The organism is Vibrio sp. FE10 (genome assembly GCF_030297155.1).
Classification (GTDB): domain Bacteria; phylum Pseudomonadota; class Gammaproteobacteria; order Enterobacterales; family Vibrionaceae; genus Vibrio; species Vibrio apostichopi.
The window spans coordinates 2,639,274-2,660,416 of the sequence record NZ_AP028067.1 but is presented as its reverse complement, the minus strand read 5'-3'; the positions used below and the strand labels follow the sequence as shown (position 1 = coordinate 2,660,416).

The window sequence follows — 21,143 nt, the reverse complement described above, 5'->3', positions numbered from 1 at the left end:
TGGTGTTCACAATTCTTGAAAAGTGAAGTTGCGGGACTTAGCACAAGCAGTAAGCTTGCGCTCATTGGAGGGTTTGATTCTTATTGGCACGCACTAAGTGCTGTTACGTTAAATCCAGATAAAATACAAACTCAATATTCATACAGTTTCACATTTAGTGTATCATTTAAAGAAAACCATTTTCTATAAAAATAAAAGCGATGAGCATGATTAAAACTTTAATATTCAGTCTATTAAGTGGGTTTTTACTTGGATCTTCTGTTGAGGTCGTAAAGGAATACTACGAGAGTGGTGCTCTGAAGAGTGTGTTTGAATACCGGAATGGAAAGCGAGAAGGTATAGGAAGAATCTACTACGAGAGTGGAAACCTTAAAAGGGAGTTTACTTATAAGAAAGGTAAGCTAGATGGGATTGGAAAAGTTTATTACGAAGACGGAACTGTTGATAGTGAATTTACTTATCAAAATGGTACGTTAAAAGCCTACACAAAAAAGTAAAACTACTTAGCTCAACAACTAGGTATGGCATTAATAAAAATAACAGCAAAGACAGGCACGCATGACTTTAGCGGTTTTCAACTCAATGAAAAAAGAAATGGTCACATAGTAAATGTGACATTTTAAAATTGTTGCAACAAGAGATTGGAAAAAGCCTCTAGCACAACGGGGATTACGTTAAATTAACGGCAATTATAATATAAAACTTTATATTATAATTGCTTAGTACTACATTTAAATCAAATTACTATTCATTCTTAACGAGTAAGTGAAATATGCGTATTTTTTTATATTTTTTTTCCCTATTTGTTTCCTCTCTATCATTTGCGGGTTTCACCCCCCTGCATGATAAGAAAACTGAATACATAGCTCTTGACACTTTAGAGGTACATTTAGTCGAAGAAGGATTGAAAAGAGAGGATGCAGAAATAGCTCTCGCATATATAGACGGAAGAACAAAGATTTTTTTCTTTTTAGTACGTGAGCATGGCGAAGATGGGGAAGAGCTGTATAGAATAAACTGCATCAAGGATAAATGCCGATTTAAGTATAATTAATCTACCGAGACAGATAGATCTAGGTGTTCAAAGGTAAGGAATCTCAATGATTCCTTACCTGAACAATCGCGGTTTAACTCACGTCAAAATGAATGCCTGACTGACCCAACTCCTGCTCTACAATCTAAACACGGGTATTTAATGAACGCCTTCAGGCTGTTTTGGCAATTTCAGATACACTAATCCTACGAAAACCCTAAATTGACCGTAAGCGTCTGCGAACCGACTCATTGACTTTTTAATATCAACACAGATACCGCCAACTAAGGCGGTATCTGTCATTAGAGGCTCTTCACTTGCCGCAGCTCGACATCCGCTCGCAGTCGTCCCTCCTTCTTCAAGCGAGCAATCACATTGGCGTATGAGGAATGTTTGTCGGTGTTTAATGTTTTAGGCTGATTGTCTACGTCGTAATATCTCAGGCGACGCCTAAGAAACTGATAAGTAGCTTCTTTATTACGTTTGTGGGAGAAATAGAAATCCAGCGTCTCGCCTTGTTTATTGATAGCACGGTAAAGGTAGTGCCATTTCCCCTGCACTTTTACATAGGTTTCATCGAGCTGCCACGAAGAGTCTGTCCGGATAAATTGATGGCGACGTAACTTCTTACGTAATGTCGGGCCATATTCAATGAACCAACGATAAATGGTCGAACGATTAACCGAGATCCCCCGTTCTGCCAGCATGTCACTGAGGTTTGCATAACTCATCGGGCTCGAACCAGACAAGCGAAGGCACCAAAGGATGATCTCAGGGGCAAAGTGTTTCCATTTGAATTCGGGGTTGGTCATTGAATCGCTGGATTCGATGGGAAAGAAATGATTCTGAGCCCTGGCCTGATTTTTTGCAACAACACCGTATAAAGCACTTAGCCTCCATAGGGCAATCAAGTGTTGCGTTTCATCTGGAGGACGGGGAACTGAGTTATATAGCCCGTAGCATAATCTCTAATTAATGTGATCTCTAGCCCAATCACTTAATATGCACTTGATTGGATCATATGTTGTGCATTAAAAATGAACAGCTTTTTTAGCGCATACTAATAACGTCAAGGCTTAACAATATGAAATTAAAACAAATTATCGCTTTCAGTGCTCTGCTCATGGCTTCATCAGCTTTTGCGAATACCTCAACCTACGTTTATTGTGGGCTGCCTGATGGCAGTGATTGGGATTGGCTATTAGATGGCAATAACAATTATGAGACCATTGAGGGGCGGTGGGCACGTATCAATCAAGCGAATGGCACATACTTCAAGGTATTTCGAGTAAGCGAGGCTCTGTTCGATTCTAAAGCGTTTAGCTGCCCTGGGGGTTACGTCCCTCAGCCAGCAGATAGTGGTACTTCTCGCTGGGAAATATTTGAAGTCATTAGAGCTGATGGCACCAGTTATTTTATTGATGGCTATAAAACCTACTACAACTCCGGTACGAACTCAGCTGCGGATAATTTCCAGTTAAGAGTTTAAAGGCCGTATAGTCTAAGTAAAGCTAGGGCGTGTTGATCTTTGTTGTACATTTCGTGTTCAACAATACATCGGTAGCCACATTAACATGAATGCCAGCGATAACATGCTGGCATAATCCCTTTCTAGCTTGTCATATCTACTTGAAATAGCTCGATAATGCTTAATTCTCCCAAAGGCATTTTCGACCAAGTGACGATACTTGTACAGACACCAATCCATACTATCTTTGTCTATATCTTGTCCGTAATTGCGTTTAGCAATTACCGTTTCTCCGCCACACTCCTTAACAAAAGTACGGAAAGGTTCGCTGTCATATCCTTTATCACAAACGATGGTATTAACTTCATCGAGTTGCTCAACTAAGCTTTCGGCATGCACTATATCGTGGCGTTGTCCCTCTGATAAATCAAAGCAAATCGGCAGGCCACCACTATCCACGGCTAAGTGAATTTTGGTTGAGTTGCCCCCGCGACTTTTGCCTATTTGCTCTGAGCTTTCAGTAGCTGCACCTGTACTATGCTGATGCGCTCTAACTATAGAGCCATCAAGAAATACCCATTCAAAATCAGCCATACTAGATAAGCTTTTGAAAATATTATCTAAAATCCCTTTCTTTGAGCAAAGATTAAATCGTCTGTAAACGGTACTCCACTCTCCGAACTCAGAGGGTAGATCCCTCCAAGGAATACCTGTTCTCATTCGATAAAGTATTCCTTCAAATGTCATTCGATGTTCAGTTTTATCGTAAATACGACTTGTATTTTTCATAACTTGGAGTAGCAGTTCCCAACGAATATCAGTTAGCATTGTTCTTGGCATGGTATTGGTTATGGTTTTACTTTTGGCGAAGCAAATTATAACTCTTTACCATGCTGTTCAAAAAAACACTCACGAAAGATCAACACGCCTTAGTAACTCTAGCATCGGAGGCTTCTTTTTCATTCACAATATGTAAAAGAACTGAGCTTGGATACGAAGGTACTGAAGGTTAAGCATTGATGCTTTACTAGGGTAAGCATGGCGGAACCTGTAAATTGTTACTTTTTGAATATCTATTCGAAACATACTTAATAGCAACTGAGATAAATGCTATTTTTCACCCAAAAAAGTAATATCAGGAGAGCTAATTAGAGTTTTATATCTAAGTAACTTTTGCCCAAAAATCAGTTAGTCTAGATTTTGTTCGATTGTAATTTAGCGACAATTGCCCTGTATAACTTAATTGCATATTCTTGGTTGTGAATAACTCTCTTGTTATTTAAGCCACTTACGTTTTACCACTTTCCCTACTCTTGGAAAGTGGTTTTTTTTAACTTTTCCATACCTGTAGGGCTCTTCTCCGCTTAGATGAGCTTGACAGAAGGGTATAACATTGAATTCACCTCAGGTACTGAAAGCTGTTTGATCTTCAGTTTGAAGTATTCGGTATCTCTGATCCCTCGTGCTCTTCTGCGCAACAATCCTATTGATACATTGCCAGCTTCGATTATGGCTATTTTTGCCCATCCCCCGATATGGTCTAATCACAGTATCTAGACGAAATTAAAGTGATAAATAACGATAGAATGTTGCTCGAGAAATAGACAAGGACTGACAGATAGCATCGATTGGGAGAGACTTTTTCTGATGCATTTCTTTCGCCATCTGAACTTTTGGATTGCTGTCACGAATCTTTGGTCTGCCCCCATTCCTTCCTCTGGCTCTAGCTGCCTTCAGTCCAGCATGTGTACGCTCCTGTATTAGGCGACGTTCAAATTGTGCCAGTGCACTGAATATATTGAACATCAACTCACCAGAAGCTGTGGTTGTGTCGATTGCACCATCCTGAATCGATTTAAAGCCAACGCCTTTTTCAATTAAGGATTCAATCAGGTTTATCAGATGTGACATCGAGCGGCCTAGCCGATCCAGTCGCCACACTATAAGTGTGTCTCCAGAAACCAGCGTTTCTAAGCACTCTTCCAGTCCAGGCCTAGACGCATTTGCTCCCGAAATCTTATCTGTAAATATTACTTCGACTTTACACCCTTCTTTTATCAGAGCATCAATCTGAAGATTCAGTTCTTGCTCATGGGTACTGACTCGCGCGTATCCAACTTTTCTGCTCATCGTCTCGTTTATTTGCATTTTAATGAGTTAATGTGATTATGATAGTAGAGATGTGTATATGAGACAACTAAGTACAGGTTTCTTGTACATAGTGATTCTCCGTTCATGCCTCTCAAAAAACGACCGTTTGTTGAGATGGATGAGAGTCCTTGATAATAAAGAAGGGTTAATAATTGTCTATGGCAGTGAATCCCAACCGACTGAACATTCTTACTCAATCTGAAATTCAGGATTATTTCGGTTTCCCTCGATTTACCCAGGAAGACCGAGAGTATTACTTCGATATGACCAACAGCGAAGTCAGCCTTATTGAAGAAAAGTGGCTGCTTAGCTCAAAGATATATTTCGTGCTTCAGCTCGGCTATTTTAAGGCCAAAAGAATGTTTTTTAGGTTTGATGCTGAAGAGGTGGTAAACGATACTTCCCACATTGTCGGCACATATTTCCCATATAGCATCGACCGTGATTTCAAAGTGCCAAGTAAACAAACTCGTATCAACCAGCAAAAAATTATTTGTAGGCATTTCAGTTTTCGTCGATACGACAAACAAACTGGCACTGAGCTAAAAGATGTTGCTGGGCGTATTGTTCGCCGATCTGCCAAACCTATTTTTATTTTACGGGAGCTGCTTGGCTTCCTGAATAAGCAGCACGTTGTGCCACCGGCGTACAGTACATTTCAGGATTTGATTGGTCGTTGCCTCTCTGAAGAGCGTCAACGGATCAGTAAACAGCTGATGCGAAGTATGGAACCTGAAATTGAAGAGGCGCTTTCCGCTATTCTGGCTGATGATTCTACTGGCTTGCACTGGGTCACTCAGCTTAAAAAGGAGCCCAGAGATTTCAGTTACAAAGAAGTACTCAGTGAGGCAACGCGAGTCAAGCAACTCAAACCACTGTATGACTTCGGTGTGCGCTGGTTGCCGACCATTGAGCTTTCTAATGAAAGCATCCGGTATTACGCTGCACTGGTAGAGTACTATTCCGTATACAAGCTTCGTCGCTTTGATACGCCGACTGCTTACTTTTACCTAATCAGCTATGCTTATCATCGCACCCATACGATCCATGATAATCTCATCGATGCTCTGATTTACAACGTGCGCCATTACGAAGAGCAAGCCAAGATGTATGCGCGAGACATCATCTACCGGCAAACCTCCCAGGCCAGCGAAGACATCAAGATGACGGGCAAAATTTTGGAGTTCTTCCTGAGTCCCGACATTGATGACCAGCTATCCTTTGGTGAAATTCGAGAACGCGCTTTCCAACTACTGGCGCGCGAGAAAATGGTGAATGTAACAACTTTTATTAATTCTGCCGGATTTGATGAGGAAGAGTACCAGTGGCAGCATTTGCAGTCATTGTCTGGCTCCAACAAGAAGAATGTACGGCAGATCGTCAGGGCCATTGATTTTAAAAGTAACGCCGAAGAAACCCCTTTAATCGAAGCTACTACCTTTCTTCAGACCAATTTTGAATTGGGCCGTGTCATACGACGAATATCCACATCCAAATTTCCAACGGGTTTCCTGACCAAGGCACTTAAAAAATATGTTTATGCAGATAGCACACCTGGCAGTCTCATTGCGGAACGCTACGAATTTGCTGTGTATAAACTGCTTCGCAAAGCGTTTGAGTCTGGAGATATATTTAATCATAAAACCAATAAATACCGCAGTTTTACCGACTATCTCATCCACGTAGAGCACTGGAACAAGCACAAGGAAATAATACTGACTGAGCTGGATCTCCCCATTTTAATGGCACCGATCGAACAAACCCTATGTGAACTTAAAAAGACACTGGAAGACAAAATACAACACGTGAACCAGCGTATTATGGCCAAGGAAAATAAGGATATTAAAATCACTGGCCAAGGTGAAAAAATAAAATGGACACTGCCATACCAGCGGGATGAGGAGGAGGACAATCACCAGTTTTACCAGTCAGTCCCTATAATTGGTATCGCCAGCCTGCTCAGTTATGTCCAGCGAAAAACCGGTTTACTTGATGGCTTTACCCATGTGCTGGATCGCTATGTCAAAGGCACCAAGGATGAGAAAACGGTTTTCGCTTGTATCGTTGCGCTGGGTACCAACATGAGTCTGGGCCGGATGGGGGATATCTCTGATGTGGATACCCAGGAGCTACAAACCACTTACCGGAATTTCTTCCGCCTGGAAACACTGAAAGAAACCAATGATCTGATTGCCAATGCCACCGCGAAACTTCCCATATTCCGGCACTATGACATTGAAGCTGATGTGTTGCACTCGAGCAGCGATGGTCAGCGATTTGAAACTCAACGAAATACTTTCAACGCCCGACATGCCTCAAAATACTTTGGCTTGAAGAAAGGTATCTCAGCGCTAACCCTGATTGGAAACCATGTACCGATCAATGCGAAGGTGATTGGCACGCATGAACATGAAAGCTACTTTGTATTTGATCTGCTCTATAACAACACCACCGATATTGACCCTGATCGTCACTCGGTCGATACCCACGGCACAAATCAGATTAACTTTTGGATCCTTCATGCCTTTGGTTACCAGTTTGCCCCCCGATACCGCAATTTTTCATCTAAGACTGATAGTATCGTGGGCTTTCAATCTCCAGCGAACTATGACGATGAGTTTTTGGTCAAACCTGGTCGAAAAGTCAATGAAGAGCTTATTATCGAGGAGTGGTCCAATATCCAGCACATCATGGCGTCACTGGGACAGAAAGAAACTACGCAGTCTGCCATCGTGAGAAAGCTCAGTTCATACGCAAGGCAAAACCGAACCAAGAAAGCTCTATGGGAACTCGATAATATCTATCGCAGTATATACTTACTGGATTATCTGGATGACCGCCTGCTTCGTAAACATGTGACTAAAGCGCTAAACCGGGGTGAGGCTTACCACCGACTGAAGAAAGCTATTGCCCATGTAAACGGTGGTAAGTTGCGAGTGAAAAGCGAAATTGAACAACACATCCTGCATGAATGTACGCGTCTGATCGCCAACGCAATTATTTATTTTAATGCGGAATTGCTCTCTGGGCTGATAACCGGTGAGTCACCTGATTCAATACTTACGCCTGAGCAAATCAAGAAAATATCACCAGTCGCCTGGCAACATATTAATTTTTATGGTCGATTTGAATTCAGCGATCTGGGGGCATCATTCAATGTGGATGAATTTATGCAGACAGTTGACTTCAATAAATTAGCCGCGGCACTCAAATCGGCAAACATCAGTACAAATGATGAAAATTTGGCCAAGGAGAGAGAAGAGTTTACAACAATAGCAGGTTAGTAGAATGCAAAGCTGGTTGTTGCGTTGGACATTGAATATGTGATTGACATCATATTAGACCATTTCGGGGGATGGGCAAAAATGGCCAGAATACCCCAACTACCATCAGGATGATTTATAGGTAAAGGTAGAAGATCGTCAGATGAATAGTTTAACCAAAGTTGAATCTGATGCTCCTCTCTTTCCGCTCCCACAGAAATAGCCACATATACATCGAAAACCACACTGCTAGGTGTATCACAGCGTCCCCCTAAACACTTAAATTCAAGCAACTCAAAATTATCGAATGTTTCTTTGACTTCTTGCGCTGATTTACCTCGGTGCTTCCCCACTAGATGGTACATATGGGGAACTATCTTACCCCATTGTTTTTGCTGCCAGCTTTCAAAAAAAGTATTGGCGACTTCTGATGCGCCTGTTCTTTCAATAAATAAAAGATCATTCTCACGCTTATCAAACTTCTGTAAGTAGTTCGTCAACTCTTCATTTTCTTTCGAAACATGTTGCTCAGCATCGAGCTTACGCCTTTTGTAAGACTCATCTTTTTTATCACGGTACCAAGTACGTAATACAAACAATATATTCCAACATTTAGCTGACACACTCGCATTGGCATAATTCACATCTCTGCCATGTAAGATTCCATTCCTGAAAGGAACGAATATTTCATCGAAATTTGTTTTTGTTCGACTTTTGGTCAGAAAGTTTTTTTGTAAATACGTAAAAGCATCATCATATTGACATATAGAATCCCACACGCCTATGTTCGATTCTTGGACGAATTGCGTATTTCGGCTGATGTGACCCCTAGTTTCGTTTTTAATCGACCACCTTTTTAAGCCTCTCTTTTCTCTTCCTTAGTTTTACTCCAAGTGGTCGATTTAAGCCAGTTTTCTCATTGATTCCCCTCGTAACTCGATTCTATGACTTTGATGAACCAACCTATCTAAGATCGCATCAGCGATCGTCGAGTTGTCGATCATCTCGTGCCATTGTTTTACAGGTAGTTGGCTGATAATGATCGTACTGCACTCTTGGTATCTATCTTCTAGCACTTCGAGAAGATTACTTGCATGCTCTTGGCTGAGTTTTTCCATTCCCCAGTCATCGATAACCAACAGTTTTTTCTTAGACAAGCTCAGTAGCAGCTTTTGATAGCTGCCATCAAGGCGGCTACTACTCAGGTCATCAAGTAAACGATTTAGGCGATAATAACGACTTGGGCAGTGTTGCTCACACGCCTGCTCGGCGAGCGCACAAGCAACATAGGTTTTACCTGCACCTGTTGCACCTGTAATCAGGACATTCTGTCGCTTTTGTAAATAAGTGCCTGATAATAACTCTCCCATCATTGCTCTTTTTAAGCCTCGTTCTGGGCGGTAGTCCAGTTGATTACCGCTAGCGCTTAGGCGCAGCTTGGCTTGCCGTTTAAGTCGTTGGATTTTGGTTTGATCTCGGTTCACTATCTCATGATCAAGGATGAGTCCTAACCTTTCTTCAAAGCCAAGTTCAGCATAGGTCGCGGGGTGTATCCTTTGCTGTTCCAGTGCATCAGAAGCATGACTTAGGCGTAGTGATTTTAACTGTTGGATTATTGCGTCCATATTGTTTCTCCTAGTGGTAGTAGTTGGAACCACGAACATTAGTGTGTTTAAGGTTTGGGGTATCAGTGGAAGGCTGAGAGAGAGTGCCTTCTCGATGGTTCTTCAATAAGTTTTTGACGAAGCCAAGGTATGGCTTCTCTGTCACTAAGGCATCTCGGCAAGCTTGTTCTAACCGTGCGTCTGAGTGCTTTTTGGCAAGACTTAGTAACCCAAAGCAACTTCTAAAGGCCAATGCTTCATGCTCTGGGCGTTTGAGCAACATCTGAGTCAGTTCACCTGTGGCTGGCCCAATAGATTTTCCCCAACGGATAAAACGCTCGGGTGTCCATGATTGGTATTGATGGTTGCTTGGCATATGCTCGTAAACGGTAGAGAGACCATATTCTTTTTGGCTTGTGCAGTGGTGAGCAACAATGCTCCCTTTGTGGTAGATACGTATTATTTGATGCGTTGCTTCAAGCTCAACTTGTTGCCCAACAAGTTGGTGCGGCACAGAGTAGAAGTGCTTTTTATATTGAATGTGATAATCAGGGGAGACGGTTGCTCGTTTAGTTTCGATATACACATATGGTTGCGATGGCAGTGGTTTTAACGCTGGACGGTCAACTTTGTTGAACAAGTCATGTCGATTGACACCAAGCTGTTTCATCTCTCGTTGGTTTAAGTCATGCATCAGCTTTCGGATAGCCAGGTTCAGCTCAGCCATTGTATAGAACACTTGGTGGCGAAGGCGCATCATTATCCAGCGCTCTACGATGAGAACTGCGTTCTCAGCTTTGGCTTTATCTTTAGGCTTGTAGGGCCTGGCTGGCATCACAGCAACGCCGTAATGTTGTGCCAGTTTTCGGTAGCTCTCATTGAGGATAGGGCTATGACAGTCTGCTTTCGTTACAGCAGATTTCAGATTATCAGGTACAAGTAGATTCGGAGCACCACCAAAGTGATTAAAGGTATTCACATGAGCCATGAGGAAGTGTTCAAGCCCTTGGCTCTCACTCGCCTCGACATAGGTGTAATTTGACGCTCCTAAAGTGGCGACAAATACCTGAGCATGTCGGCATTCTCCTGTATCTGGATTCACAACAGGGATCGTTGGGCCACAGTAGTCAATGAAGAGCTTGTCACCAGCATGGTGAAGTTGGCGCATACTGCGTTTTTGTGTCTTTAGCCAACGTCTATACAGTTCGCAGAACTGTGTATAGCCATAGGCTTTGTCTTGATGCTGATGACAATACTCTTCCCAAAGCAAAGCTTTAGTCATCCCTTTACGCTTCAATTCTAAGTAGCAGAGAGTGAAATCAGGCATCACTTTATGCTGAGAAGATGAGCGACCATCAAACAAAGCTTGGGTGACTTGATTTTCATGATGAGTCTCTTCCAGTGGCCACGTGAGGCCACTGGATTTAAATCGGGATAGATGCTGGGATACAGTGGAATGAGCAATATTGAGGCAAGCGGCGATCTGTCGATTAGAAAGATTGCACTCGTATCGGAGGCGTAAGATTTCCTTAATTTTATTCATTGGCATTCTCTTTTTCGGCATGATTTATCCTTAGTGCTCTCAACATGAAAGACTCAGGTTAAACCTATTGATTTAAAAGAGAAAAGAGGTTTATTTCGGTAAATCGACCATCGATTTCGGAAACACACCGAAAAGTGGATGATTAAAACCGAAATGAGTGGTCGGTTAAAAACGGATTTGGTGGTCGATTAAAACCGAAATAGGCGGTCGGCTAGCTCCGAAATATGCACTTAGTCATGCATTCGAATACTACAAGCTTGCGATAGAGCTGATGCGCTCATCAAAAGACCACAATCACATTATCATTGGTAATTACATTAGCTGTGCAGAAAGATTACCCAACATAGAGATAGCAGAAGAAGAATATAAGGATTTGCGACACTGGTACAATGCTGACTTGATCAACCAGTTCAAATGGCACACCTTTACAGCAAAATCAGGCCGACTTTTTAAGTACTCGCCTTTTAACGTCAATAGTATTGATGCACTTACAAACCAGTACTTCTATTTGGCGTCAAAAAAACAGCTAAACGATCCCATTGAACTACCAACATTAAGTAAGCTTGATTCGGATAATCTCATAGATACCAACTATCGTATCTGCTCACTATCGAACAACAATAATTCTATGTTGATGTGGTCTCACTACGCACAAGAGCATCAAGGCATAATGGTTGAGTATTGGTTTGGCGGGGAATTTCCTTGTGGGGTTGGCGTTGAAAAAGTGAACTATGTGGATGAATCTAAAAGAAACTTAGAAAAAGATTTATACGTTTTTAATCAGTACCTTCTAACCAAAAACAAAGACTGGTCTTACGAAGATGAAGTTAGAATATTCACTAATGTTAAAGAAAAGATCAACTTTGAGAGTTTTGAGTACCCGAATACCGACCGCACCAAAATCAACGCTAGGATTTGCAGTATTACGCTAGGGTGCGATTTCCCTGACGATAAGAGAAAACTTATAGCAAATATAGCTAATACTATAAACTCAAAGAGAGAATGCCATGTGCCCAAAGTAACTTTACGAGAAGCTTTTATCTCACAAGATAACTGTTTCGCTTTAGAGTATCGGGATATCGATATTTCAAAAATCTAACGGAGAACCTCGGAGGGATCTTGTTTCTCGCCATTTATTACTTTTTGTATCTCAAAGCTAGCAAATTGTCTGAAACAACTATTCGAGCTATAAATCATAATGGGGCAGAAGCAAGCTTGCCACATACAGTTCTTAGCTTTAAACTAACGTTGAGAGCCTCGGGTATCCCTGCTTTTTCTTGGATGTACTATTTACTGTCTGGCCAGAAGTAATTGTATCGAATTGAACTTGGCTTAATTGCAAAGCAGACCACCGAGGACATATGATAAGTCTAGGTGCTTTCCCTTCCATATACTTTGGTGATAAAACACCCGACGCTGCACACAGAATGTGTTCCCTCTTCGTTTTGAATAACAAACATTCTGTAGCTGTTTACAAAGCCATAGGCATTGCCTGTGGCTTTGTCGTATCTGGGACTAAAAAAGCTGGTGCAACAGGCTTACACACAAATTAATCTATTGATAGTTTCTTATGCTCTAAACGTTTAGGGGCAAAGACGATTTACGAAACAACTTGTTTCGCATTTTTGCAAGACCCTCTTGCAAAATTTAGGTATTAAAATTTGTCCAACAGGCTGTTGGACAATTTGGGCATGTAGGGGTTGTTGCAAACTCTGCAAGTACTGAGGATTCCTCGGTAATTGTTCATTAGCTAACCCTATGGGTTTTACTGTGGCTACTTAAACGTTGGGGGATCTCTGAGTTACGATGATAGGTACCTCTAGTTTTCTAATCTGAGGCCATATGTAGCCTACCTAACAGAGAACAAGACTCTAGATAGTTTTCACTCCACATCGCAACTTGCGCATCGCAACTTGCGATGTGTGATTACTTAAAAGCTTTCAAAGTAAGATTAAAGATTTTAATAATTACAAATCATAACCTTAAGGATGAACCCCGTTGGATCATTGTTGATAATAGTAAGCATTAGAGGGAGAGCATATCACTTAAAAAACGATCCTAAACAGAGAGGTTTGCTAGTTTATTAGTAGCGTTGCTTTTGACACTTCGAGTTGTGTTCCTAATTTCGCTAGATCATACATTCAACGAATTGTCTTCGTATAGGTTAGCTAAAGAGCCCATGGCATTATATAAGTAAAGAGCTTGGAGAAGTTTCCCAGGAAGTAGTGAGTACCAATAGGCCCACATAGAAAATCTCAAAAACTTCACTTCTGTATTCCGGGGGAGGATTAATGCTTATCGATATTGAATGTTTCAGGAGCAATAACTGAGGCCACTCTAACAATGCTGGCATTTTCATTAGACGCGACAAGGCCGACAATCTCTCGACCAATTCTTTTAAACTTTTTAGTCGAAAAAGAAAGAACATTTACTTTTCTGGTCGAGATTATGCTCAAATCCTAACTTCGACCAAAAGGATCAACTAATAGAGTGCTGTGTTCGACCATGATAATTAAACCTTTTAGTCGAGTGACTATTTGAATTAACCTCTTGGGTCAGAGGCGTGATAGCTATGAACTGCGTTAGCTTGTTTCTTTGAGGAGGTAGGCTTGCTGCATTCGGTTCTTCGCTTTACACTAATAGCGAGAGCCTCGGTTATCCCTGCTTTATTCTTTGAGTTACTATTTGCTGTCTGGCCAGAAGTAATGGTATCAATTTGAATCTAACGTAATTGCAAAGCAGCCCACCGAGGACATACGATAAGCCTAAGGTACTCTCCCTCCCATATTTGGTGATGAAATACCCGGCACCGCACCCAGAATTCAAATTAATGACAACATTCTGTATGTAGCTGTTATACAAAGCCTGTGGCTTTGTCGTATCTGAAAGTAAGAGCAATTGTGCAAGGACTTCTTGCACAAATTATTTTACTGCCATCTAAATTGATTGAGGTAAAAATGAAGGTTAGCTAGTTTAAAATGGGAAGTGATCTTCTTCATACCTTTCAACCCAAGTTACTAGCTTTTCAAGCTCATCACCTTCGGGTGTGCCTGGTTCAGCCACATCAAACAAGGATTCAATTCTTTTCAAAACGGCTTTATAGTCGCTTTCTGAGGGTTCTAGTCCCACTTCATCTAATGAAACTGTAGCAAGCCCATCAGCGTGGGCAGTATTAGGTGTAATACCCTTAAGCAGTTCTTTTTCTGATAGCTTTTTCTTGCTCATAAGTCGTTTCTCGATTCGAAAATGACATTAGATTAGTTTATAGCACAATGGACTACTAGCCGTATTGTAGAACCTTATTCAAATAAATCTCATGTTAGTTTCATGCGATCTAAACACGTCTTGGGGCAGAAACGTTATAGAGTCGTCGTACTAAGGCACACTTGTCCTTAAGCATGGCGGCACAACACATCTCTGGACAGAACCTTGTCAGTGCATTTGCTAAATTAGCTATTTGCGGATTAGGTAAAGTATTGCAAACCACCGCGAGTAACGATTGACAGCCGAGGTGCCCTATGTGTGTTAGCCACAATCTTCAACCGACTCCTCGCCAAATAGAGAGAAAACTACCTCTTTTGCTATAGGGTCTAAACTGTATGTGTAGTTACGTTGAGGTTGAGTAAATACGATTGTTTTTGAAAATGCAGAAAATACTCGCTCATTATCGTAGTATTGGCTACCATTTGAGCGATTGTATCTTTTAGTGCAGATAGACTCTTTTTTCAAGAAATCAAGGAAATGCTCAACGTCTTTCGGTTGCATCCCAGTAAAGAACCTAACCAAAGCATCGCGCTTTAGTTGCTCAAAATTAGACCAAAGCTCTTCCTCTAATATACTTTTAGCCAACGTTGTTAATGCTGCCGATTCAAATCTATCACCCACGGCTGGAGTATAGATAATTTTCGCGTTCTTTAAGGTAAACAGGGGAGCGCCCTTGCGAACAGACACATGATTTTGTCGCTTCAATTCTTGGATGATGTGCAACTGGTGAACATCTAGCTCATTAAATACTAGGCGTAATTTCTCTCGCTTTCTTTGCCTTTCAATTTGTTCATGCTTTTCTTTTTGAGCTTTTTCCTCTTTGGCTTTCTGAGTTGTTCTCCAACGCTCTAAACAATCAAAAGCCAATGAAATCAGTGCATAGACTAAACGAATAACAGTTAAGAAGAACAAGCTTTGAAGCAATGTTTTAGATAATGTTTCGAATTGAACCTGTTGAGCCCTTTCGAGCCAGAGTAAGCCAGCTACAACCAAGAATATTGCTAAATTTAGCCTAACATCCTTTGCTTTATTCAGAACATCTAAAAATTCTTTCATACTGCCCATCTACACTGATTCCCCCTTCATGGTTAATGCGCTACAAGTGGTTAGGAACACTTCCACCCTTCTAACCAAAAATTGTTTCAAATGACTCTCCAAAATCATCAACATATCGATATATGTATTCAATGACATTAAATGCATAAGATTAGTTCAGTCAAAGATAAGCCATTAAAAATGTTAAGAATACTTGCTCCAACGTAGTTTGGGGCAATTATGTGTTCATAAGAATCACGATTACTACAGCCAGTATGAGAAGCAATATTGGTAGCTTTGAGGCGGCATTGTTTTTCTTGGACTCCTTAGGCGGCGTCTCTACAACATTTAAAGTGGATGCGATGTTTGTAGCACTTGAAGGGGTTCCTTGTTGCTCTAAGCTATCTCTTATCTCATCATCTTCTTTGAGTTCATCTTTGTAACGGTTAATCACCGTATCTAATGACACATTCAACAATGTACAATAAGTCTTTGCTGTATTGGAGCCTTTAACCAATTCATAAACTTCGCTTGGCTCAGTAGTTAGCTGGTCAATCAACATGTATTGCGGTCTGCCGATTCTATGATCCAATGAGTAACCGTTAATAGTTCGCTCACGCCCATAGCCAGTGACTAAAAGCCCAGCTACCAACTCTTCCAAAGGTGTTTTATCTTGGCTTTTTTCTCTTTGTACTTGCCTCAGCATAGACTCATAGGCCGAATAGGCTAGATCCCAGTCTTGCTTTTCGGTCGCTTCAGCTAGGTTAGTATGAGACTCTCTCCATCTAGCATCTACAATGGACACATTGACTTCATCAACATTCCATTCTTTTGCTAAATTTTTACGTGCATTTAATACACCCTTATTAGCTTCATACCAATCATGCCACCATCCATCTGCTAGCGCTTTCAGTTCTTCTAACAGAAACAAATCGCCCTCACGATAAAGGCGTTGTTCACCAGACAATGGCTCTTTTCTTGGGTAAATGGGCTTCTTACAAGATTTACACTTTGCTTTACGTTTAGGTACTTTCTCTAGCTCGTAGTTACAGTAAGGGCATTGTGTCGTAGTACCGCAATTAGCCGCTAGCACTTTTAACTGTTCTTTCCTTTTCATAAAACACTACCCAAGAATCTAAATAAAACCAATAATATATCACCATCTTACATTAGAAAATGTTGGTCAATATGATCAAGCTTGTTTAGTGAAGAGCAAGACAATCAATAAGGATAATGACCGTCATCAACAAGATAAGGAGAAACAGCCGCTAAGAACCAACATTAGCCAGTTAACCCATTGATAAGGAGGAATTCTCCACCTTGCAATACCTGCGCTCGCCTTGAGAAAAGCATCAAGGCCGCCACCCTTCTAGAGCAGATCGCACAATTTACTTATATAGAGGCCCGGGCTTGTTCAACACTTGGGATTTAACGTTGGCTACGCAACGCTTAATCCTTATTTGTTATATTTTGATTACATTTGGTATCTCATCAAGGGGACCACGATGTAATTCATGGTGAATTGCTTCATGAACCCTCTCACGAGTGAAGATATCAATGGAGTCCCAAAGGTCTGGTCCCAAACAAATATCCTCTGACTCACAAATCGCTACATAGTTGATAAACTTTTCGAGTTCTGTATCCATTACCCCATCAATCCACTCATTATCATCATGGTGTTCAGCTAACCAAGAAACAACGACATGGGTTTCATTATCAGTTGGAATAAGGTTAAAAGTGGACATAACCTGAGGACACGCCATTGCTTGATGATGAAACCTTTCATTAGTATCTCGCATCGGTGAAAAAACCGTACAGCTAGATGCTTTGATGACCTTATCTATAACAACCCATTTAGTTTTAATTATTCCCGAGTCAGGTGAGTTATAGACAGAATATGCTCGGTCAAGGTAGAACGGCAAGTCATTCTCTATGAACTTTTTGCGACCCAAATTTTGAAGCTTAAAATGCTTTAGGACTTCTTCGGGTAGCAACTTGGAACAGTTTTCAATTATTTTCTGAGTTTTGAAGTGCACCAATTTTTTTCTAGTAACTTCATATGTAATTGTTCTGAGAAATAACGTTGCAGCTTGAAGAGAGTCACCAAACTGGAGAGGGCGTTTTTCTACCGGAGCAAAAACCTGTCCATCATGGTTTTGGCAAAAACCTGGGTATATCGAAGCATTCTTAATCCGAGTTTTAATTAAGGAAAATGCACTTTCACCTTTAGTTAAAACCTCATACATATTGAAGTTCATCGCATAGACTTCGTCATTTCTACTTATGACTTTGAGTTGTCCACCTCGCTGCTGTGAATGCGAGCCAATTGACATATTTGAACAATGTGGAAAAAGACACTCGAACTTTCTGTTTTTCTTCAGTTTTTCAATTTTTCCGATTTCTTTTTTCAGTTTATGATCCACTGAAGCCTCCTAAAAATATAACGCTTAGCTAAACTGCGCACTCGATACACTATCAACACCCACTGAACTTCAGGCCACACATGCCTTACGTTCCTGCGTCTGTTTCAGCGTCTTGTTAGAACATGACTAGAGTCAATGATGTTGATGAGCCCTCTATCACGAACTAGGGACTAACGGTATGAAGACAAAAAATCGAAGCCGAAGTATTTGGTATCGCTCTACCTTGAAGCGAGTCTAGCGTCACTCTTCAATCGCTAGCGCGTATTAAGGTGCGCTTGAATCGCTTCAAGGCTAGCATAGAAATGCCTAATATTCGTCCTTTTCGTCGCTACAACGCCAACTCAATAAACTCTCTTCATACTTAAATAACAACGAGTTACATACAACTCGTGAGAACCGTCATGTTCTAACGCTTTATAGACGGATTTTTTCCGTAATTATATGCAATCAATAGTAATGCTAATTATATTCACGTTCAATCGAAAGCCCGCACAGCCTAGTGTCTAAGGCATGAGCTTCAGAAATTGCCGAAAGTTTCCGTATAACTCCGGCGGATTCCGAGCAATACGATTTTCACCCTGATTGCACTCCAAATGAGCATGGTCTTATCTTCTTCTTTCGTCTGATTAGATTTACTAGGGAAAACGCACGCCCCTTAATTTCGTAGAGTATTTGGTCTAACGCATTTTGGGGCATAAACGAGTTTTAAATACCTACTGCAACAAAATACTACTGCAACAGCTTTTCCAGGTAACTGTTCCGCTTATGAGAGTGGCTAAGTGCTTCGGTAATCTGTTTCATTTCCTTGCTACTACCGACAATATGAATTTCACTTTCAGCCCTCGTAATTGCAGTATAGAGCCAAGCTCTATCAACTATTCTTCCTTTTTGCAGGGCGATAATGATGCGCGGGAACTGTGATCCTTGAGCTTTGTGCAAGGTGATTGCATAACCCAACTCCATGCAGTCTAGAACGGTTTGTGTTACCTCGACCTTTTCACCCGTATCCAGTGTTACTTCACCGTAACTGTCACCAGAAGGCTTGACGCTGGTTAGAGTGCCAAGAGAGCCGTTCTGAATGCCTTTCTCGTAATGATTCTGCGTGAATAAAACCGCATCATTCAAGCTAAGTGGTAGAAAGAACTTGTCGCCATTGATTTCGAATTCAAGGCTATCGCTGTTTGGATTGACCGCTTGTTGGGTGAGTTTATTAATTTCTGATACGAGCGCCTTGGTAGGAGCCATGACACGACTGCTTTCAGGGGACTCTTGGTAAAGCTCACAACAGACTTTGGCAATGTCTGTTGTGCTGGTTTCGTGAAAGTGTATTGTCCCCGTGCTTAATTGATCAGGTATCACACCTTGATTGATGAGCATTGAGTATTCAGGGATACCCGTTGAACCTTCCTGTCTCTTGACTATATCCAGCATCGTATTAGCCACCGTTTTTGCTTTAACGATATCTGCCAGTACCTTACCACAGCCGATCGGTGGTAGTTGGTCCGGGTCGCCAGTGAATATCAATCGTACAGAGGGATGAATGTGATTCACAAGGCGATACATCGTCGGCAAGTCAATCATGCTCGCTTCATCAATCACCAGTAGATGATTCGGCTGCTCAACACTTGGCTCAATCGGTTTCTTACGAAGTAACTTAGCAATAGTTGAAGTGATAAAGCCGATTGACTCATGTAGCCTCATTGCAGCGCGACCACTGAGCGCAACCGCGTGTATCTCAAAGCCGAGTTGACGGTAAGCCCTGAGAGCCGTTCTAAGTACCGTTGTCTTGCCAGTCCCAGCACCGCCAGTAATGCAGCTTACAGAGTTGTCCAGGCATGTTATTGTGGCCTCGATTTGCTTGGAGGTTAAGTCATAGGGCAGTTCCGCAGCCGCAGAGCAATAGGCAGCATTGGCGTTTTCATCAAATAAGTCATTTCGTTTAGTCAGTGCATTAAGCCGTTTGGCAACGACACTTTCCATCAGAAGTTGCGCCGTTGGGTGGTAGGCTCCTGTGTCGGGATTTAAAATATACTGAGCTTTATCATGGCCGGATTGGAACGACTGAGTGACCAGTATTTTGTCTTTCAATAGTTTGTTGAGGTAAGGGCGCACATTGGCATGAGTGGTATAGGTGTGACCTTTTTCAATCTCCTTGCGAATCGCCATTTCCAGAGCCGCGCTGAGCCTTCTTGGGTCATCCTTCGCAACATCGCTCTTAAAATCCGTTGCCTTGATAATATCTTCAATGGCACTGAACGAAAGACCAAAGCCCATCAAAGCATAAGGATTATCCTTAATTACCTCTATAGAGGCTTCACCGTGATGCTTGAGCAGCCGTTGCTGCACACTGGCGGGGATGTTTTGCTCACTCATCCAGTTGCAATGTGCCAGATTTTTATATTTGGCGTACCCCTTAAAGAGCGCTTCCACTGAATCGTCACTCAGAATCGATGTTAGACGCTTTCTAGAGTCTGGGATGTCATTTTGCAGTGTGGCATGGAAGTCTTTACCTAAGAGCTGCCAGAGCGCCCTAGCTTTGCTTTCACCAATGCCTTTAAAGTCAGTTTCTCTTGCGATAAAACGAATGAGTTGTTCGCCAGTTTTGGGCAGCATGCATTCAACATGCTTGGGTGATTCATACGTGTGCTGCTGCATGACATAATCACCCATCTCCATATTTTCTATCTGGCGAGCGCCTTTGACTGACCAGTGCTGACCCAGCGTTGGAAGCACAGGGATACTATCGGGGTCGGCTTTGATAGTGACGTAATACTTCCCACTATTAGTTTTGTAAGAGTCTTTCGCCAGCGGTACACCGCTGAATATCACCATCTTGTTCGAGCGATAAGGGATACTGGTGACACGCATTTGGTCTTCATGCAAAGCGCTATTCATCGTGGCATCAACCCCATTTCGGATAAAGTTTCAGATAGCTCACCAAAGCGCTCAAGTCGCTTTTCAAGCTCCTTGACCTTGGCTTTCAATTCAATGTTCTCAGCTTCTAATGACGACACCCGTTTTGAATCGAGCAGCTTTCGATTTGCTGTGTTGTCGTAGGCTTGAGGTTTGCCCTCATTTTTGTTGGCAGCGTCGCTCAACGGTGGCAGGACACCTTTGCCGCGCAGTTTATCTTCTAAGGCTTTGAGCGCTTCTTTGAGGGCAGGGTTTTGGTTTAACGCCGATTTTCCACAGCCGATGCCCTTTGCCACCTCATTTCGATTAAGCTGACCTCGGAACATGATTTGCTTAAAGTCATCGTCCGTCTGTGTGGCTTTCCACACTTCAAATGCTTCCAAGTTTTGCTGTGCTTTCTGCTGACCACTTGCCATGTTATCTCTCGCTATATCGTAATTCGAGGT

General features: G+C 41.8%; 17 protein-coding genes and 2 pseudogenes. 5 read left to right on the top strand and 14 right to left on the bottom strand.

The window, feature by feature from the left end; genetic code table 11:
* The first annotated feature begins 206 nt into the window (after positions 1-206).
* Both QUF19_RS11780 and QUF19_RS11775 read left to right on the top strand, forming a co-directional pair.
* Positions 207-497, top strand: a complete 291-nt coding sequence (locus QUF19_RS11780) for a toxin-antitoxin system YwqK family antitoxin (RefSeq protein ID WP_171763019.1) — start codon at positions 207-209, stop codon at positions 495-497.
* A 275-nt stretch (positions 498-772) separates the two neighbouring features.
* Positions 773-1,054, top strand: coding sequence for a hypothetical protein (locus QUF19_RS11775; RefSeq protein WP_171763018.1), 282 nt, complete (start codon positions 773-775; stop codon positions 1,052-1,054).
* A 138-nt stretch (positions 1,055-1,192) separates the two neighbouring features.
* On the opposite strand, the gene QUF19_RS11770 is transcribed toward QUF19_RS11775, so the two are convergent.
* On the bottom strand, positions 1,193-1,336 hold the full coding sequence (locus QUF19_RS11770) for a hypothetical protein (RefSeq protein ID WP_171763017.1): 144 nt from the start codon (positions 1,334-1,336) through the stop codon (positions 1,193-1,195).
* A 2-nt stretch (positions 1,337-1,338) separates the two neighbouring features.
* A pseudogene (locus QUF19_RS11765) lies at positions 1,339-1,845 on the bottom strand (IS6 family transposase); the annotation flags it as partial.
* Positions 1,846-2,117: 272 nt separating this feature from the next.
* Here QUF19_RS11765 and QUF19_RS11760 point away from each other — a divergent pair.
* Complete coding sequence (locus tag QUF19_RS11760; RefSeq protein ID WP_171763016.1) at positions 2,118-2,522, top strand: hypothetical protein; 405 nt, start codon at positions 2,118-2,120, stop codon at positions 2,520-2,522.
* Positions 2,523-2,579: 57 nt separating this feature from the next.
* On the opposite strand, the gene QUF19_RS11755 is transcribed toward QUF19_RS11760, so the two are convergent.
* The 3 genes and pseudogenes from QUF19_RS11755 to QUF19_RS11745 form a co-directional block, all read right to left on the bottom strand.
* Complete coding sequence (locus QUF19_RS11755; RefSeq protein WP_171763015.1) at positions 2,580-3,341, bottom strand: IS5 family transposase; 762 nt, start codon at positions 3,339-3,341, stop codon at positions 2,580-2,582.
* A 524-nt stretch (positions 3,342-3,865) separates the two neighbouring features.
* Positions 3,866-4,015, bottom strand: a pseudogene (locus tag QUF19_RS11750) (ISL3 family transposase); the annotation flags it as partial.
* 49 nt (positions 4,016-4,064) lie between these two features.
* Entirely contained in the window at positions 4,065-4,631 is a 567-nt protein-coding gene (locus QUF19_RS11745) for a recombinase family protein (RefSeq protein ID WP_171763014.1), read from the bottom strand.
* A 179-nt stretch (positions 4,632-4,810) separates the two neighbouring features.
* Between QUF19_RS11745 and QUF19_RS11740 the strand changes: the two genes are divergently transcribed.
* The gene (locus QUF19_RS11740) at positions 4,811-7,936 is read left to right on the top strand and encodes a Tn3 family transposase (protein WP_286293856.1); all 3,126 of its coding nucleotides are present in this window, start codon (positions 4,811-4,813) and stop codon (positions 7,934-7,936) included.
* On the opposite strand, the gene QUF19_RS11735 is transcribed toward QUF19_RS11740, so the two are convergent.
* From QUF19_RS11735 to istA, 3 genes are all read right to left on the bottom strand, one after another.
* The gene (locus tag QUF19_RS11735) at positions 7,933-8,694 is read right to left on the bottom strand and encodes a hypothetical protein (RefSeq protein WP_286293854.1); all 762 of its coding nucleotides are present in this window, start codon (positions 8,692-8,694) and stop codon (positions 7,933-7,935) included. The two genes, QUF19_RS11740 and QUF19_RS11735, sit on opposite strands and share 4 nt — an antisense overlap.
* Positions 8,695-8,817: 123 nt before the next feature.
* A complete protein-coding gene (gene istB, locus QUF19_RS11730; protein WP_171763054.1) occupies positions 8,818-9,540 on the bottom strand; it encodes an IS21-like element helper ATPase IstB in 723 nt (240 codons plus the stop codon).
* A 10-nt stretch (positions 9,541-9,550) separates the two neighbouring features.
* Positions 9,551-11,083, bottom strand: coding sequence for an IS21 family transposase (istA, locus tag QUF19_RS11725; RefSeq protein WP_286291968.1), 1,533 nt, complete (start codon positions 11,081-11,083; stop codon positions 9,551-9,553).
* A gap of 250 nt (positions 11,084-11,333) precedes the next feature.
* On the opposite strand from istA, the gene QUF19_RS11720 reads away from it, so the two are divergent.
* Positions 11,334-12,161: a DUF2971 domain-containing protein gene (locus QUF19_RS11720; protein WP_286293848.1), complete on the top strand. Its 828-nt coding sequence runs from the start codon at positions 11,334-11,336 to the stop codon at positions 12,159-12,161.
* 1,874 nt (positions 12,162-14,035) lie between these two features.
* Here QUF19_RS11720 and QUF19_RS11715 read toward each other — a convergent pair.
* From QUF19_RS11715 to QUF19_RS11690, 6 genes are all read right to left on the bottom strand, one after another.
* Entirely contained in the window at positions 14,036-14,287 is a 252-nt protein-coding gene (locus QUF19_RS11715) for a hypothetical protein (RefSeq protein WP_286293845.1), read from the bottom strand.
* A 300-nt stretch (positions 14,288-14,587) separates the two neighbouring features.
* The gene (locus QUF19_RS11710; RefSeq protein ID WP_286293843.1) at positions 14,588-15,382 is read right to left on the bottom strand and encodes a hypothetical protein; all 795 of its coding nucleotides are present in this window, start codon (positions 15,380-15,382) and stop codon (positions 14,588-14,590) included.
* A 217-nt stretch (positions 15,383-15,599) separates the two neighbouring features.
* A complete protein-coding gene (locus QUF19_RS11705; protein WP_286293842.1) occupies positions 15,600-16,478 on the bottom strand; it encodes a hypothetical protein in 879 nt (292 codons plus the stop codon).
* Positions 16,479-16,824: 346 nt separating this feature from the next.
* Positions 16,825-17,784 carry a hypothetical protein gene (locus QUF19_RS11700; protein ID WP_286293838.1) on the bottom strand — a complete coding sequence of 320 codons (960 nt, stop codon included), beginning with the start codon at positions 17,782-17,784 and terminating at the stop codon, positions 16,825-16,827.
* A gap of 729 nt (positions 17,785-18,513) precedes the next feature.
* Positions 18,514-20,679, bottom strand: a complete 2,166-nt coding sequence (locus QUF19_RS11695) for an AAA family ATPase (protein ID WP_286293837.1) — start codon at positions 20,677-20,679, stop codon at positions 18,514-18,516.
* On the bottom strand, positions 20,676-21,113 hold the full coding sequence (locus QUF19_RS11690) for a VPA1267 family protein (protein WP_061026075.1): 438 nt from the start codon (positions 21,111-21,113) through the stop codon (positions 20,676-20,678). Before QUF19_RS11690 ends, QUF19_RS11695 begins: the two co-directional genes overlap by 4 nt.
* Positions 21,114-21,143 lie beyond the last annotated feature (30 nt).

Coding starts and splice junctions, on each gene's coding strand:
- QUF19_RS11770 (WP_171763017.1), bottom strand. CDS start 1,336: ATGACAGATACCGCCTTAGTTGGCGGTATCTGTGTTGATATTAAAAAG.
- QUF19_RS11755 (WP_171763015.1), bottom strand. CDS start 3,341: ATGCCAAGAACAATGCTAACTGATATTCGTTGGGAACTGCTACTCCAA.
- istB (WP_171763054.1), bottom strand. CDS start 9,540: ATGGACGCAATAATCCAACAGTTAAAATCACTACGCCTAAGTCATGCT.
- QUF19_RS11715 (WP_286293845.1), bottom strand. CDS start 14,287: ATGAGCAAGAAAAAGCTATCAGAAAAAGAACTGCTTAAGGGTATTACA.
- QUF19_RS11705 (WP_286293842.1), bottom strand. CDS start 16,478: ATGAAAAGGAAAGAACAGTTAAAAGTGCTAGCGGCTAATTGCGGTACT.
- QUF19_RS11710 (WP_286293843.1), bottom strand. CDS start 15,382: ATGAAAGAATTTTTAGATGTTCTGAATAAAGCAAAGGATGTTAGGCTA.
- QUF19_RS11780 (WP_171763019.1), top strand. CDS start 207: ATGATTAAAACTTTAATATTCAGTCTATTAAGTGGGTTTTTACTTGGA.
- QUF19_RS11745 (WP_171763014.1), bottom strand. CDS start 4,631: ATGAGCAGAAAAGTTGGATACGCGCGAGTCAGTACCCATGAGCAAGAA.
- QUF19_RS11690 (WP_061026075.1), bottom strand. CDS start 21,113: ATGGCAAGTGGTCAGCAGAAAGCACAGCAAAACTTGGAAGCATTTGAA.
- QUF19_RS11740 (WP_286293856.1), top strand. CDS start 4,811: ATGGCAGTGAATCCCAACCGACTGAACATTCTTACTCAATCTGAAATT.
- QUF19_RS11720 (WP_286293848.1), top strand. CDS start 11,334: ATGCGCTCATCAAAAGACCACAATCACATTATCATTGGTAATTACATT.
- QUF19_RS11775 (WP_171763018.1), top strand. CDS start 773: ATGCGTATTTTTTTATATTTTTTTTCCCTATTTGTTTCCTCTCTATCA.
- QUF19_RS11760 (WP_171763016.1), top strand. CDS start 2,118: ATGAAATTAAAACAAATTATCGCTTTCAGTGCTCTGCTCATGGCTTCA.
- QUF19_RS11695 (WP_286293837.1), bottom strand. CDS start 20,679: ATGAATAGCGCTTTGCATGAAGACCAAATGCGTGTCACCAGTATCCCT.
- istA (WP_286291968.1), bottom strand. CDS start 11,083: ATGCCGAAAAAGAGAATGCCAATGAATAAAATTAAGGAAATCTTACGC.